Genomic DNA, 14,276 nt, shown 5'->3' on the forward strand with positions numbered 1-14,276 from the left:
CCTCATCCACGGATTTACCGCAGTACAGAGTTACGGCAGTGCCGACATCGACTTCCAGGTCGGCAGATCGATTGCCCAGTCGTAGATGTCGCCGTCCGCAGGAGACAGGTCGATCGACGTGCCGGTCACCTCTACGGGGTCACCGTAGAGGGCGGTTCCGAAGTATTCCTGCGCGTCGGATGTCGACAGGTTGATGCAACCGTTCGTGACGTTCGACGAGCCCTGCACCCCGGTGGTCTCAGGATTGGCGTGGATGAATTCGCCGTTGTTGGAGATGCGCACGGCCCAACGCTCACGCACGTTCTCGTAGAACGGCGGATTGGACATCATGAAGTCTTCGTACTTCTCCGTCACCATGTGAATGCCGCTGCGCGTGACGTTGCGAGGTTCGTTTCCCTCGCCGTAGCTGACGGGAATGTCCATGATCGTCTGACCGTCGCGCACCACCTGCATGCGGTGGCTGGGCGCATTCGCCTTCACGATCTGGCTACGACCGATCGTGAAGTCGAGCGTGAGATCCTGGTCGCCGAAGGCGCCACCGCCGTAGTTCAAGCCGTATAGCTTGGCGTCCAGATGGACAGTCGTGCCCGGCACCCAGTAATCGGCCGGACGCCAATGGGCCCGCGATCCGCCGTTGTCGTCGGCCAGCCAAGCCCACGATCCGGCGGTGGGCGGCACGGTGGTCACGACAAGCGCCTTCTCGACGGCCGCCTTGTCGACGACGGAGTTGTCGAACTGCAACGTGATCGGTGCCGCGATACCAACTTCTTGGCCGTCGGCGATGTTGAGGGTGGCGCCGGTGGTCGACTCCGGGGCAACCGTCGTAAAGCTCCCTTGGACTGGCACGGATTTACCGTCGGTCCCGGTTGCCGAGCCCGACCACGAATACGTGGTGCCGTAGCCGAGTGCCTCACTGACGGTGAACGATGTCTTGTCAGGCGACAATTGTCCTGCAACGGCTTTACCGGCCGCATTGCTGAGGCTGACGTCGGACAGCGTTCCCTGGGTCACGGCTACCGAGACGGGGGCGACCGGGGCTGACATCTTTGGTGCCGGGCGCCGGCGTCGACACCACGGTCGCCACCGGTGCTGGCTCGGCGGCCGCCGCGCCGCCCTGTCCGTCCTTGCCACCGATCGTGCAGCCGACGACGGCCACCATCACAGCGAGCAATACAGCTACCAACGCAACAAGACGCGAACGACTTCTCCTACCACCCAGCTCATGCACTTCAACAGGCTACCTGCGGGCTCCGTCAGGAATCAGATGGTGCAGCCCACAGTTACCGGTTCCGGTTCCAGGTGGACACCGAACGCGGCTTCGACGCCGTCGCGCACTGTCCGCGCGAGCGAGACCACATCCGCGCTCGTTGCCGACCCTCTGTTGGTCAACGCCAAGGTGTGTTTCGTCGACAGCCTGGCCGGTGCATCTTCACCGGGATAACCCTTCGAGAATCCGGCCCGTTCGATCAACCATCCGGCCGAGAGCTTGGTTCCACCACTGCCGGGGAACTGCGGCACGGTGACGTCGCCGAGCTGTTCGGCGATGGCTGCGAGCACGGCAGGCAGCTTGTCGTCGGGCACCACGGGGTTGGTGAAGAAGGAACCCGCGCTCCAGGTGTCGTGGTCGTACGGATCGAGCACCATCGCCTTACCCGTCCGAAGTCCCAGAACTGCCTCGCGGACCTGCGACGCAGGTAACCGCTCGCCTTCTTCTGCCCCCAGTGCGGTGAACAGTTCGCGGTACGCGAGCGGGGCGCTCAATCCGTCGGTCGACGCGTCGAATTCGACGGCGAGAACCAGTGCTGCGTCCGAATGCTTGAGGACGCTCGACCGGTAACCCAATTCGAGTTTCGACGGTTCGACCCACGACACTTCGCCATTGCGTCGGTCGAGCAGTTGAACTCGCCGGAGTCGCGAGCCCACCTCGACGCCGTACGCGCCGACGTTCTGCACCGGCGTCGCACCGGTCGAGCCCGGAATCCCGGACAGGCACTCGAGGCCACCCAGTTCCGCGGCGACCGATTGACCGACTACTTCGTCCCACACCGCGCCCGCTTCGGCGACGACGCGGTCCGTGTCGAGGCTCACGGTGGTGTTGGCCACACGAACGACAACTCCGTCGAATCCCGAGTCGGAGATCACGAGATTGGATCCGCCGGCGAGAATCAGCGTCGGGATCTGCTCGCGATCGAGCAGCGTCACGACGTCGATCAACGACTGCGTCGTCGGACATTCGGCGAGCAGCCGCGCCGGTCCCCCGATTCGGAGCGTCGTCAATCCCGACAAGTCAACGTTCTCGGACACGAAAGCGCCTGATTCCACGACGCGTCTGCCAATGGTTACGTCCCACACATCGATAAACGGTAGCCTCCACAATCGTGAGCCGTCGCATCGAGCATTCGTCGAAGTACACAGTCCCCGCCGAGAAGGTCCATGAGGCGGTGACCTCCGAGCAGTACTGGCGCGACCGAATCGTCGCTGTCGGTGGTCCCGGCGCAACGATCGAAGAGCTGACCGTTCGCGACGAGACCGTCGCGGTCACGATGTCGCAGATCATTGCCGCAGAGCATCTCCCCAGCATGGTGTCGAAAGTCGTCAACGGCGACATCGTCATCAAGCGCAGTGAAACGATGGCGCCTTTCAAGGACGGCAAGGCCACCGGCACCTTTTCCGCCCACGTCGACGGCGTTCCCGCCCGTGTCGAGGGCACGCAGGTGCTGACAGGTGACGAGAACTCCGCCACTCTCGAGATCGACGGTGAGGTCGAGGTCAAGATCCCGTTCCTCGGCGGAAAGATCGAAAGTGCGATTGTCGACGAGGTTGTCCGGCTCATCCAGGCCGAACAGGACTTCACCCGGGAGTGGATCGCGAAGTAAAACCCTGCGGGCGGCGGCAGTTGTGGATACAGCCGATTTGGCTTGTCACAGCGTGTAACCGGTATTCTTTTCGATCATGGCTCGCCGCATCGACTACTCCGCCCGCTATCAGCACTCCCCCGAGCAGGTCTATGCGGCGCTGGCGGACCGCTCGTACTGGGAGGCCCGTGTCGAGGAGATGCGCAAGCATTCCGAGAACCATGTGGAACATTTCGAGGTCACCGATTCCGGAATCGATCTCGTGCTCCACCACATTCTTCCGCGCACGGATTTGCCCGACATCGCTCAGACAGTGATGAAGAAGGATCTTGTCATCACTCGTAAGGAGTCGTACGGCGCCTTCGGTGACACCGTGACCGGAACGTACGAAGCGTCCATCCCGGCCGGGCCGGGGAGTTTGTCCGGCACCATGGAGTTGTTCGCGACCGATACCGGGTCCACGCTGCGAACCACGTCCGAGGCCAAGGTCTTCATACCGTTCATCGGCGCGAAGTTGGAGCAACTGATGCTCATCAACCTCGTAGATCTGTTCCGCACCGAAGCCCAGGTCACCGCGACCTGGCTCGCCGCACGCTGAACCCGGCGTGAAGAAAGCTCCACCCCCGAAGATCGAGGGGGTCATCACCCGTGGCACGACGGGAATCAACAGACTGCGACGTAGTGACCGGTGGATCGTGCACAACCGCACTATCGCGCACGCCCTGAACAACGCGACCGATCCGTTGATCGTCGACCTCGGGTACGGGGCGAGGCCGGACACCACCTTCGAGATGGCAAGCCGCCTCACCGCTGTCCGGCGGGATCGACGCGTCATCGGGCTCGAGATCGACCCCGCCCGCGTGGTCGAGAGTCGTGACGGTGTCAGCTTCGCCCGTGGTGGATTCGAACTTGCCGGTCTCACACCCGTCTTCGTACGCGCCTTCAACGTGCTCCGGCAGTACCCGGAGGAGGCTGTGGACTCTGCGTGGGCACACATTCAGTCCGGTCTCGCACCGGGCGGGCTGCTACTCGACGGAACCTGCGACGAACTCGGGAGACGTTGCGCCTGGGTGCTTCTCGACGCCGATCGTCCATTGACCCTGACACTGGCCTGGGACCCCTTCGACATCGAGCGTCCTTCCGACATCGCGGAACGTCTCCCGAAGGCTCTCATCCACCGCAACGTTCCCGGTGAGCCGATCCACGCGTTGCTCAGCGCGGCCGATCGAGCCTGGGCCACCGCCGCGCCGCACGCCTCGTTCGGACCTCGCCATCGTTGGGCCGCCGCATTGGAAATACTTCGGGCGCAAGGAATTCCCGTGCAACCCGCGCGGCGACGTCTTCGTGACTGCATCCTGACCGTGCCCTGGCACGTCGTAGCGCCGAATCCCTGAACTCACAGACGGGAAACGCCCCGCCGCGGAGGTGTTCTCCGCAGCGAGGCGTCCGTGTGCAGGCGTCGGGCTAGGACCCGAAGATGTTTTCCAGGCTTCCCAGTGAACCGGTCGAACTGCCACCGTTGCCCGGATCGCCGCCGTCGGACGCTGCCGTTACCCTGACAGTGACTGCGGCCTGGGTCTCGGAACCGAGATAGCCGTCAGTTCCACTGAACACCGCGGTGATTCGGCGATCTCCGAGTTCGGTGAAGGTGTGCGAGAGCGTGGCCTTACCGTTCACCACGGCAACCGGTCCACCGATCGGGGTGGTTCCGTCCATGAACTGGACCGTTCCTGCGCTGAGCGTAGGTACCACTGCCGCAACGAGATCAACCTTCGCGCCCTTGACCGCTGACGCCGGAGCGCTCACGGTGATGGACGTTTCCTGATCCTCCGCGGCCGGAGCCGTGACCGAAACCGACTGAGCGGCCGAGGTAGAGGTGAGGAATCCTGTTGCACCCGAGTAGACGGCCGTGATGTCGTGCGTACCGACGCTCGCGAACTCGTGCATGATCGACGCCTTGCCCTCGACGACCGGCACCGGCGAGCCGAGATTGCCCGAGCCGTCCTTGAACTGCACTGTGCCGCCCACCGGCGTCGGCGTAACGGTTACGGACAGACCAACTGCCGTACCGGTTTTTGCATCCGCCGGAACGGTCAAGACCGTCTGGGTCTGCTGGTCGGTGGGAGCCGGCGCCTTGACGTTCACGGTCTGGGCGTTCGATGTCGAGCCCAGGTAGTTACCCGAACCCGAGAACACTGCGGTGATGCTGTACTCACCCGCCACGTTGAAGATCGGCGTGGTTGTCGCTTTTCCGGTTGCGTCCACGGGAATCGGGGAGCCCAGATCCCTGCCACTTTCCTTGAACTGCACGGTGCCACCTGCAACACCGGTCGAGACCGAGGCAGTGAACGACAATGTCTCTCCGGTCGAAGCGGTCGACGGGCCGACGAGGGTGGTCGTTGTGTTCTCCTCGACCACCACCGGAGCGACTGTCAGCGCATGCGGCGCTGACGTCGAAGTCTGGTAGACACCGGAACCGGAGTACACCGCCACGATCGAATGCGCTCCGACTGCATAGGAATTCGTCAGCGAGGCTTTGCCGTTGGCATCGACGGTAACGGCGCCGCCGAGGTCGGTTGCACCGTCTTTGAACTGCACCGTGCCACCCGCCGGAGTGGGCGACACCGTAGCCTCGACGGTCACGGACTCACCTGCAACTGCACTTGCGGGACCGGTGATCGCGGTTGCAGTGCTCTTGTCCGCTTCGGACACGACGACGTCGACAGCCGACGACGTGGAGGTCGCCACCTTTGCATTACCGAGATACTTGGCCGTCACGCTGTGGGTTCGGACGTCAGCCGGTGTCCAGGCAAGCGTTGCAACACCATTGGCGAGCGCGCCCGCACCGACCTTGGTGGCACCGTCGAAGAACTCCACCGAATCACCGTCGGCACCACCGGTCACCGTCGCGCTCAACGGAACAGGTTGTCCCAACTTCACGCCACTGGTCGGTGACAGCGTCGTCGTCGAGACGTTCTTCTGAACGTTGATCGACGGACCACGACCATTCGTCGTGTCGTCAACGAACACCGTGCCGTCGAAATGCACCGTCGTCGACAAATCAGTACCACGAGCACAATCCGCACCGACGCGATACTGGAATTCGAACGTCTTGACGTCACCACCCCACATCGGCCATTCCGTAGCACCCGCACTCAAACGAACAGAATCAGTAGCCACCTCGTTGACACGGAACGCACTACCGTTCACCGTCGCCGAACCATCGACATACGTCATACACGCCGGATGAAAATCGCGCACCGCATACAGATTGTGAACCGCGGCAGTTCGCTTGAACACCGTCTTCGACGTGATCACATCACCCTCGGACGGCGTCCCGTTACTGATCGTCCGAGTCACCTTGTACCCGTCGGAATTGAACTCCGCCGTCACCGGAGCCGCACCAGCAACCCCGACACCCGCAACCACCGCGAAACCCGCAGCAACAGCAAACACACTCAGACCTGCAACTGCACGACGTGCAGAACCTACAGACATAGATTTTCCTTCTCGAGAAGTGAGGGATATGGGTGATGCCCCACCACCTGAAGCGGGCGGGGCATCACCGGGTATCGATTGCTAGGAGCCGAAGATGTTGCCGAGGCTGCCGAGCGAACCGGTGCCGTTGCCTGGTTCTTCACCGTCGACGGGTGCGGCGATCTGGACGGAGACCTGATCGGACGATGCCGTCACCGTGCCGGCGCCCGAGTACTCCGCCGCGACAACTCGCTGCCCTTGAGTTGCGGGCTTCCACGAAAGGCTGGCCTTTCCGGATGAATCGACCGTGGCCGTGCCGATGACGGTCTCGCCGTCCTTGAAGGTGACTGTGCCACCCGCATTGGCGGGGCTGATTTGAGCGGAGATCGTCTGGGCAACGCCGACCTGGCCCGCTACTACGCTGAGATCTGTTGTGGAGCTTGTTGTTCCGGCGGGCTGTTCGGCGACTGTCACATTCGCGGTGGTACTCGACCCGGTGACACCGGATCGACCGGCGAATACGGCTTCCACCGTCTGTGCACCGGCGACCGTCGGAACCCAGGCATAGGTCGCTTCACCGTTGCCTGCCACCGGCACCGAAGCGAGCACCGTTCCGCCGACCTTGAACGTGACCGTTCCACCGGTGCCCGACGCGGACACAGTCGCTTTGAGATTGGTCGACTTGCCGACCTGCGCGCCCGAGATCGGCGCCAGAGTCGTGCTGGACTGAGCATCGGCCTGCGAAACGTTCACGATCAGCGCTGCCGAAGCGGAGCCGACGGCACGCGCCGTGTCGGCGAACTTCGCTGTGATCGAGTGGTCTCCACGGGTGGTCGGTGTCCAGGCAAGTGTTGCAACACCATTGGCGAGGGTACCCGCACCAATCTTGGTGGCGGCGTCGAAGAACTCCACCGAATCACCGTCGGCACCACCGGTCACCGTCGCGCTCAGCGTCACCGGTTGCCCCACCTGAGCGCCACCGACGGGCGCAAGTGCTGTCGTCGAGACGTTCTTCTGAATGTTGACCGAAGGACCACGACCATTTGTCGTGTCATTCACCCAAGCCGAACCGTCGAAATGCACTGTGCTTGCCAGATCGGTCCCGCGCTCACATCCTGCGCCGACCCGATACTGAAACTCGAACGACTTCGTATTGTTCTGATACAACGGCCAATCCGTGATGCTCGCGCTCACACGCACAGAATCAGCGCTCACCGGCGTTTCCGGGGAATAGGCCTTCCCGTTCACCTTCGCCGAGCCCTCGACATACGTCATGCACGACGGATGAAAATCCCGAACCGCGTAGAGGTAATTGACCACAAAGTCGGTCCGCTTGAACACTGTCGTAGAGGTGATCACATCACCTTCCGACGGCGTCGCGTTACTGATCGTTCGTGTGATCTTGTAACCACTCGAATTGAACTCCGCCGTCACCGGAGCCGCACCAGCAACCCCGACGCCCGCAACCACCGCGAAGCCCGCAGAAACAGCAAAAACACTCAACCCACCGACAACACGACGAACACCACTCACGGACATCCAGATCCCTCTCGACAACGGGGCAGACAGGCGTCCAGGACAAGCGTCCGTCTGCTTTCAATGCCGTGACGTTATCCCATTGACTGTAAAGTAACTACGCTTTTCGCAGATTTAGTTCATCGGCGACATCGCCGAACTGCAATAACAGTGGGCTGAACGTCCCGAACCGCACATCTGGATGCGTTCTTACCTGCGCTAAAGACAAAACAGTCGCCCGAAAATAGCGATTTACAAATCTCTGATATCGGCGTCATATTCGATTTCGGGCGTGATGCCAGAAGGTCGCAGGAGCCTCGAAGATCTCTCTCGGCTACAGGCTTGCGGCCAGAGCCAACTCGACCCGAACAGCAACGTCGACGCTCGCGTTCTCACACGAGAGATACAACTCGTGCGCGTCCAGTCGGCCTATCGCGACCGCATCGGCGACTACTTCGTTGAGCAGGACTTGAGAAATTCCACCGGAAGCGAGGTCGTGCACGGTACGCAAAGGCGTGGTGATGCGGATGGGCCCGATCTGTTCACACTCGTCGTCCGCGAGCGGCAGTCGGTGCAGTGCTACCTGGCGGGTCGGCGCCGCGAGAGGGTGCGCAACGGAGAGGTGAATGAAGCGAGGTTGCAGGTGCCCGAGGCCATGCAGATCTGCGGCACTGTAGTGCGAGACGGTGGCGCTACCGGCGAACCACGTGCACCACTTCGCGAACTCGTCCAAGGCGGTATGTCTGACGCGTTCGAGGCGAAAAAGCCCGCGGCACTCACATGTCCATGTTCCGGATTCCGTCATTTCTTCCATCAACGCCAGACCGAAACCCAGTTCGGATGCCTGGAGAGCCGTGACAAATCCGCACTGTCGCAGCGCCAGCAGCTCGAGTGATTCGTAGTCCGAAGCCATGACCACCTCCGGTGACCGTCGTAAACGCCGTTTCGAACAGACTACGGGCGAGTGTGTCGCGCATCACAGGAATGAGGAAGTGCGTATTCACAGAGTTCGTTCAGACTCGTCGGGAAGAATCTGGCGAATGACTGTCGCAGCGAACAACCCTCGTCCGCGCAACCGAGTGCTCATCATCCTTCTCGTGGTGATCGCCGTACTCGTCGCGGCGCTCGTCGGTGGAGAACTGTACGTACGCAACCAGGTGAAGACCTGCATGGCCGATCAGTTCCAGAGCGAACTGGGATCCCAGGTCGACGTCGGGTTGAGCTGGAAGCCCGTACTCCTGCAGGCAGTCGACAAGAAGGTGCCGTACATCAGCATCGACAGTGACGACTCTTCGTTCGGCCCCGCAACGGGAATGCAGGTTCACGCGAAGGTGAACGACATCAACTTGCAGCCCTCGGCGGGCAACAGCGGCACCATCGGCAGCTCCAGCGCCGACGTCACCTGGTCTACCGCAGGCATTCTCGCCACCTTGCAGGAACAGACCTTCGGCGGGCTCGTCTCCGGCGTCACCGCCGACTCGAGCGCCGGAACACTCGCGTTCGACGTCGGTCCGGTCGGGCTCGCGAAGCTCACGGTCAAGCCCACCGTCACCAACGGTGTGGTCGACGTCCAGACCGTCGGCGCCGAGATTCTCGGATTGGGTCTGCCGACCGATCTGGTCGACGGCATCGTCCAGACACTCACCGACAGCCTGCAGACCTACCCGCTGGACATGAAGCCCACGAAGCTGACCGTCACCGACGACGCTATCCAGATCTCGTTGGAGGGCGGCGCTTACGCCATGCCCGTCGCCGACGCGAACAACCAGAACACCTCGGCGGTTCCGGACAGCTGCGGCCTGCTGACCTAGTCGGCCAGACCGTCCAATACTGCTCGACTTCCGGATAGTCCGAGGCGGGTGGCGCCGGCCGCGATCATGTCGAGCGCTGCCTGCGTCGTACGTATTCCGCCACTGGCCTTGACTCCCACGCCCGGGCCGACCGTCTGCGCCATCAGTGCGACGGCCTCGACCGTCGCTCCACCCGCGGGGTGGAAGCCGGTGGAGGTCTTGACGAAGTTCGCCCCGGCACGCACAGCTGCGCGGCAACATTCGACGATGGCTTCGTCGGACAGCGCTGCGGTTTCGAGGATCACTTTGAGGATCGCACTCTCCCCCATCGCCTCGCGGACGGTGAGGATATCGGCCAACACCGCGCTGTAGTCGCCGGCGACCGCCGCTCCTACGTCGATGACCATGTCGATCTCGGCTGCGCCTTGATCGACGGCCAGTCGCGCTTCAGCACCCTTGACCAGCGAATGATGCTTCCCCGACGGGAATCCGACGACGGCCGCCGTCACAAGTCCCTCGGCGCGAATCGGCAACATCGACGGCGAGACGCAGACAGCCAGCACACCGAGGCTGCGTGCTTCGTCGATCAGGGCGGTCACATCGGCCGCGGTGGCTTCGGGTTTGAGGAGAGTGTGGTCCACCATCGCGGCAACCTGGGAACGAGTGAGTGCAGCTTCAGACATGTTGGAAAGCTTGGCACACCACCACGCGACCGTCGCTGCAGCCGCACCTGAGAGACTAGGCCGCATGACCGCTGCACCATCGATCGATGATCGTCGCTATGTTCTGTCCCTCGGCTGCCCCGACACTACGGGCATCGTCGCACGCATCTCGACCTTTCTCACCGACGTCGGTGGATGGATCGTGGAGGCCGCATACCACGCCGATGCCGACACCGGATGGTTCTTCACGCGTCAGGCGGTCCGTGCATCGTCGGTGAGCATGAGCATCGACGAGCTTCGTGAACGGTTCAAAGCTGTTGCGGCCGAGATCGGTCCGGAAACCGAGTGGACTCTTCACGACTCCGGCGCACCCAAGAAGATCGTGTTGCTCGTGAGCAAGGAAGGTCACTGCTTGCATGACCTCCTTGGCCGCGCCGCGGGCGGGGAACTCCCCGCAGAAATCAGCGCCGTCATCGGAAACCACGAAGATCTGCGCAGTGTCACCGAGCGCCACGGGATCGACTTCCACCATGTTCCGTTCGCCAAGGACCCGGCAGAACGGGGACCGTCCTTCGAGAAGGTCCGCGCCCTGGTCGACGCTCACAATCCCGACGCCGTGGTGCTTGCCCGATTCATGCAGGTGCTGCCCGAATCACTGTGCGAGCACTGGGCCGGGCGCGCGATCAACATTCACCACAGCTTCTTGCCGTCGTTCATCGGTGCCCGCCCCTATCACCAGGCGTTCGCCCGCGGCGTGAAGTTGATCGGCGCCACCTGCCACTACGTGACCGCCGAACTCGATGCCGGTCCGATCATCGAGCAGGACGTGATCCGTGTGGACCACGCCGACGATGTCGCTGACATGGTTCGTCAGGGTCGAGACATCGAAAAGCTCGTACTCTCCCGCGGACTGCGCTGGCACCTCGAGGATCGTGTGCTGGTCCACGGGCGCAAGACGGTCGTCTTCAGCTAGAGCTGCGTTGCGCTAGAGATTGCGCAGTCGCACGATTTCCTTGTCGAACTCGTCGATGTTCTCGATCGACGACATGTGACCGACGCCCGGCAACACGATCAACCGTTCGAGGTTGCCGGCGTCGTCGAGGACTTGCGCAAGCTTGCGCGCATGGACCGGCGGAGTGAGCCGATCGAGCGAACCGACGAGCACGGTGGTCGGCACTTCGAGATTGTCGAGTCCCTCGTGAATGTCGAGGGTGCTCAGCGCTGCTCCCCAACCTCCACGGATGCGGGGCTTGCACTCACGAACGATGTTCTCGCAGAACTGAATCTCGGCCTTGGTCGCGTTCGGTGACATCGAGACGTACTGGATCGCCTTCGTCATGGCGCCCGAGGAGACGAACGGAACGGGCGAACTGAGGATGGCGCGGCCCACGGGGACCGGCACGCGAGGGAAACGATTAGGCAGTGGGATGACCGTGGTCTCGGCGATCAACCTTTCGCTCGCGGTGCTCGCGAGCATGACCGCCGACGCGTACTTCTTGACCTCGTCGGGGTGACGACCCGCCCAGGCGATGATACTCATCCCGCCCATGCTGTGACCGACGATGACGGCCTTCTTGTCCTCGCGAACCGTGGCCGCCAGCACTGCAGAGAGATCGTCGGCAAGGACGTCCGGGCCGAGCGGAAGATTGCCGACGGTGCTGCGGCCATGACCGCGCTGATCGTAGGTGATGACGCGATATTCGCCGGCAAGCGCATTGACCTGCGGGTACCAGAATTCGGTGGAGCACGTCCAGCCGTGACTGAGAACGATCGGATCGCCGTCGACGGGACCGTAAGCCCGGACATTGATGATCGCACCGTCGTCGGTGGTCAGTTCGCTGATGTCAGCTTTGAGAGTCGGAGTCTTCAGGAGTGCATTGGGCTCGACGTCGCTCGAAAGAGTCAACCCACGCGTGGATCGCCGATGACGGATCCCAGCGACGGCCGCGACGAGTGCTCCCACTCCGACGGCGCCTGCCAGTACTCGAAGCTCTGTGGTGCGCGAACGACTGGACATGCATTTACCCCTGACTGCTGCTGACGACAGACGGATGCAATCTATGTGTGACTGCCGTTAACCGACACTATCACTCGAACAACGCCCGTTGTCAGCGTTGGAGAGAAGAGTGGGGCAGCACACCATGAGCCGGGAACCACGGCTCGGAATGAGCGGGAGTGCGGCAAACTACCAGCGAGAACCGCCGTGCTGTATGTCGTCCACCCGCGGGCGAACGTCGACGAGATACACGCACACTGCAACGACCGCGATGATGCCCAGGAGCCCGACAGGGGACGTCGCCAAGAGGATCAACGCCGCGACGATCAGAATTCCCAGCCAGATCGGCTTGGTCAATTTGTTGACCGCGGTGAAAGCGTCAGGACGCTGCCTGACGGCATGAACGATCGCGTAGACAGCACCCACCAATGCGAGCACTTTGAGTGCGAGAAAGATCAGACCGACTAGCCCATCGACTTGAGTCACAACTACATCCTAAGTTCTCATCCGGTTCCCGACGAACACGAAGGCTCCCACACTCGGCTGAGTGAGGGAGCCTTCGTCAGGTGGAGCTGGGCAAATCAGGCCTTCTTGGCCGGAGCAGCCTTCTTGGCCGGAGCCGGTGCGGTGGCCTTGGCCGGAGCAGCCTTGGCGGGTGCAGCCTTGGCCGGAGCGGCCTTCTTCGCGGCGGTGGTCGCGCGCTCCTGGACGTCGGAAGCAGCAGCGGTCACGCGAGCGGCAGCTTCCTTGGAAGCCTCGTCAGCCTGGTCACCGAGGTCGAGGACCTTCAGTGCAGCCTCGTCGCCTGCGTCGGCGATCTTCTCACCGGCGTCAGAGATCTTCTCGCCGACCTCTTCTGCGGTGTCGGAGATGCGTCCGGCAGCGCGGCCGGCCAGCTTGGCAGCCTGCTCGCCCACGGCGCGCGTCTGACGAGCAACGGTTCCGAGTGCGTCTTCGGTCAGCTCGACGGCGTCGCCGAGTGCCGACTCTGCAGCAGCGATGCCTTCTTCGACTGCGGGCTGCTTGCGGATGCGCTCGACTGCGTCTTCGCCACGTTCTGCGAGGGAGTTGTACAGATCTCCGGCAACCTTGAGGTATGCCTCGGCGACCTTGCGGAGTTCCTCGGGTGAGAACTTCTCGCGCAGCTCGGCAAGCTCTTCGGGCAGCTCGGACGGCAGGCCGGCGAGACGCTCGCGCAGCGCATCGACGCTCTCGGCAACGTCACCCTGGACGGAAGCGAGCTTCTCGCGAGCACCGTCGACACGGCCGTTGACATCGCCCTGGGTGTTCTCGGCGCGCTCACGAACCTGAGCAACTACATCGGCCACGGCCTGGACAACCAGGTCGCCTGCGCCGACGGCGGCGTAGAGCGAGGTCTTGACGCTGTCGATGGCGTTCTTGTCAGTCATCTTGTTCTCCTAGTGAAGTCTCGGTGTCTGGAATTGCGGCCGATTCAGCGAAATCGGGCGCTGCGGCTGGTCTTGACGACTCGTTCTCGCGACAGAACGAGTCGTAGATTTCGAGCAGTACTTGCTTCTGCCGTTCGTTGATGGCCGTCTCGGCCAACACCGCGTCCCTGATGGGACTGTGCGGGCGTTGCTCGAGATATCCCGCTTGGACGTACAGCACTTCTGATGAGACTCGAAGGCCCTTGGCGATTTGCGCCAGTACGTCCGCCGACGGTTTGCGCAATCCGCGTTCGATCTGACTCAGATACGGATTGCTGACGCCGGCGAGTTGAGCGAGTTGGCGCATCGAAACTTGGGCGGCTTCCCGCTGTGCACGAATGAACCCCCCGATGTCGTGTGCCGCAGAGCTGACGACGCGAGCTGCCAAGTCGCTTGCTCCGGCTGCGGCACCGGATGATTCACGATCTCCGTCATCGGAGTTCGTCGACTTCGCTGGCATTGCGTCCTCCCTTTCCAGTGGACATTTCCCAGGATAGGAGAGGGTGCTAACTATTGCAAGCACTACTGCTAGC

14 protein-coding genes and 1 pseudogene are annotated in these 14,276 nt (G+C 62.5%); 5 read left to right on the forward strand and 10 right to left on the reverse strand.

Translation table 11 applies throughout. The features are described 5' to 3' along the window. Positions 1–30 precede the first annotated feature (30 nt). Positions 31–1,228 (reverse strand): annotated as a pseudogene (locus tag ABIE52_RS13690) (L,D-transpeptidase). A gap of 32 nt (positions 1,229–1,260) precedes the next feature. Next, on the reverse strand, positions 1,261–2,304 hold the full coding sequence (locus ABIE52_RS13695) for a UDP-N-acetylmuramate dehydrogenase (RefSeq protein ID WP_158170618.1): 1,044 nt from the start codon (positions 2,302–2,304) through the stop codon (positions 1,261–1,263). A gap of 74 nt (positions 2,305–2,378) precedes the next feature. Between ABIE52_RS13695 and ABIE52_RS13700 the strand changes: the two genes are divergently transcribed. The 3 genes from ABIE52_RS13700 (at position 2,379) to ABIE52_RS13710 (ending at position 4,249) form a co-directional block, all read left to right on the forward strand. Beyond that, positions 2,379–2,876 carry a DUF2505 domain-containing protein gene (locus ABIE52_RS13700; protein WP_003942023.1) on the forward strand — a complete coding sequence of 166 codons (498 nt, stop codon included), beginning with the start codon at positions 2,379–2,381 and terminating at the stop codon, positions 2,874–2,876. A gap of 76 nt (positions 2,877–2,952) precedes the next feature. Beyond that, positions 2,953–3,453, forward strand: a complete 501-nt coding sequence (locus tag ABIE52_RS13705; RefSeq protein ID WP_007735352.1) for a DUF2505 domain-containing protein — start codon at positions 2,953–2,955, stop codon at positions 3,451–3,453. 7 nt (positions 3,454–3,460) lie between these two features. Beyond that, on the forward strand, positions 3,461–4,249 hold the full coding sequence (locus ABIE52_RS13710; protein WP_007735354.1) for a hypothetical protein: 789 nt from the start codon (positions 3,461–3,463) through the stop codon (positions 4,247–4,249). Positions 4,250–4,319: 70 nt separating this feature from the next. Here ABIE52_RS13710 and ABIE52_RS13715 read toward each other — a convergent pair whose 3' ends face one another. The 3 genes from ABIE52_RS13715 to ABIE52_RS13725 form a co-directional block, all read right to left on the reverse strand. Further along, positions 4,320–6,353 (reverse strand): Ig-like domain-containing protein, encoded by a 2,034-nt coding sequence (locus ABIE52_RS13715; protein WP_065352114.1) that lies wholly within the window; start codon positions 6,351–6,353, stop codon positions 4,320–4,322. 81 nt (positions 6,354–6,434) lie between these two features. Next, positions 6,435–7,871, reverse strand: coding sequence for an Ig-like domain-containing protein (locus tag ABIE52_RS13720; protein WP_042923274.1), 1,437 nt, complete (start codon positions 7,869–7,871; stop codon positions 6,435–6,437). 310 nt (positions 7,872–8,181) lie between these two features. After that, positions 8,182–8,760 (reverse strand): type IV toxin-antitoxin system AbiEi family antitoxin domain-containing protein, encoded by a 579-nt coding sequence (locus tag ABIE52_RS13725; RefSeq protein ID WP_003941523.1) that lies wholly within the window; start codon positions 8,758–8,760, stop codon positions 8,182–8,184. Positions 8,761–8,887: 127 nt separating this feature from the next. On the opposite strand from ABIE52_RS13725, the gene ABIE52_RS13730 reads away from it, so the two are divergent. Further along, positions 8,888–9,658 carry an LmeA family phospholipid-binding protein gene (locus ABIE52_RS13730; RefSeq protein WP_007735358.1) on the forward strand — a complete coding sequence of 257 codons (771 nt, stop codon included), beginning with the start codon at positions 8,888–8,890 and terminating at the stop codon, positions 9,656–9,658. Here ABIE52_RS13730 and deoC read toward each other — a convergent pair. Beyond that, complete coding sequence (gene deoC / locus ABIE52_RS13735) at positions 9,655–10,320, reverse strand: deoxyribose-phosphate aldolase (RefSeq protein ID WP_047268935.1); 666 nt, start codon at positions 10,318–10,320, stop codon at positions 9,655–9,657. The two genes, ABIE52_RS13730 and deoC, sit on opposite strands and share 4 nt — an antisense overlap. Before the next feature lie 64 nt (positions 10,321–10,384). On the opposite strand from deoC, the gene purU reads away from it, so the two are divergent. Next, entirely contained in the window at positions 10,385–11,272 is an 888-nt protein-coding gene (gene purU, locus ABIE52_RS13740; RefSeq protein ID WP_003941509.1) for a formyltetrahydrofolate deformylase, read from the forward strand. A 12-nt stretch (positions 11,273–11,284) separates the two neighbouring features. Here purU and ABIE52_RS13745 read toward each other — a convergent pair whose 3' ends face one another. The 4 genes from ABIE52_RS13745 to ABIE52_RS13760 all read right to left on the reverse strand — a co-directional run bounded on the left by ABIE52_RS13745 (position 11,285) and on the right by ABIE52_RS13760 (position 14,203). Continuing rightward, positions 11,285–12,316: an alpha/beta fold hydrolase gene (locus ABIE52_RS13745; protein ID WP_021333908.1), complete on the reverse strand. Its 1,032-nt coding sequence runs from the start codon at positions 12,314–12,316 to the stop codon at positions 11,285–11,287. A gap of 168 nt (positions 12,317–12,484) precedes the next feature. Next, positions 12,485–12,781 carry a DUF2516 family protein gene (locus ABIE52_RS13750; RefSeq protein WP_003941505.1) on the reverse strand — a complete coding sequence of 99 codons (297 nt, stop codon included), beginning with the start codon at positions 12,779–12,781 and terminating at the stop codon, positions 12,485–12,487. 95 nt (positions 12,782–12,876) lie between these two features. Then, on the reverse strand, positions 12,877–13,704 hold the full coding sequence (locus ABIE52_RS13755) for a heparin-binding hemagglutinin (protein WP_003941552.1): 828 nt from the start codon (positions 13,702–13,704) through the stop codon (positions 12,877–12,879). Then, a complete protein-coding gene (locus ABIE52_RS13760) occupies positions 13,697–14,203 on the reverse strand; it encodes a helix-turn-helix domain-containing protein (protein ID WP_003941483.1) in 507 nt (168 codons plus the stop codon). The genes ABIE52_RS13755 and ABIE52_RS13760 overlap by 8 nt, the downstream gene beginning before the upstream one ends. Between the last annotated feature and the right edge of the window lie 73 nt (positions 14,204–14,276).

This window comes from Rhodococcus sp. OAS809 (assembly GCF_040546695.1).
GTDB classification, from domain to species: Bacteria; Actinomycetota; Actinomycetes; order Mycobacteriales; family Mycobacteriaceae; genus Rhodococcus_F; species Rhodococcus_F qingshengii.

Coding starts and splice junctions, on each gene's coding strand:
- ABIE52_RS13705 (WP_007735352.1), top strand. CDS start 2,953: ATGGCTCGCCGCATCGACTACTCCGCCCGCTATCAGCACTCCCCCGAG.
- ABIE52_RS13715 (WP_065352114.1), bottom strand. CDS start 6,353: ATGTCTGTAGGTTCTGCACGTCGTGCAGTTGCAGGTCTGAGTGTGTTT.
- ABIE52_RS13720 (WP_042923274.1), bottom strand. CDS start 7,871: ATGTCCGTGAGTGGTGTTCGTCGTGTTGTCGGTGGGTTGAGTGTTTTT.
- ABIE52_RS13725 (WP_003941523.1), bottom strand. CDS start 8,760: ATGGCTTCGGACTACGAATCACTCGAGCTGCTGGCGCTGCGACAGTGC.
- ABIE52_RS13730 (WP_007735358.1), top strand. CDS start 8,888: ATGACTGTCGCAGCGAACAACCCTCGTCCGCGCAACCGAGTGCTCATC.
- deoC (WP_047268935.1), bottom strand. CDS start 10,320: ATGTCTGAAGCTGCACTCACTCGTTCCCAGGTTGCCGCGATGGTGGAC.
- purU (WP_003941509.1), top strand. CDS start 10,385: ATGACCGCTGCACCATCGATCGATGATCGTCGCTATGTTCTGTCCCTC.
- ABIE52_RS13745 (WP_021333908.1), bottom strand. CDS start 12,316: ATGTCCAGTCGTTCGCGCACCACAGAGCTTCGAGTACTGGCAGGCGCC.
- ABIE52_RS13755 (WP_003941552.1), bottom strand. CDS start 13,704: ATGACTGACAAGAACGCCATCGACAGCGTCAAGACCTCGCTCTACGCC.
- ABIE52_RS13760 (WP_003941483.1), bottom strand. CDS start 14,203: ATGCCAGCGAAGTCGACGAACTCCGATGACGGAGATCGTGAATCATCC.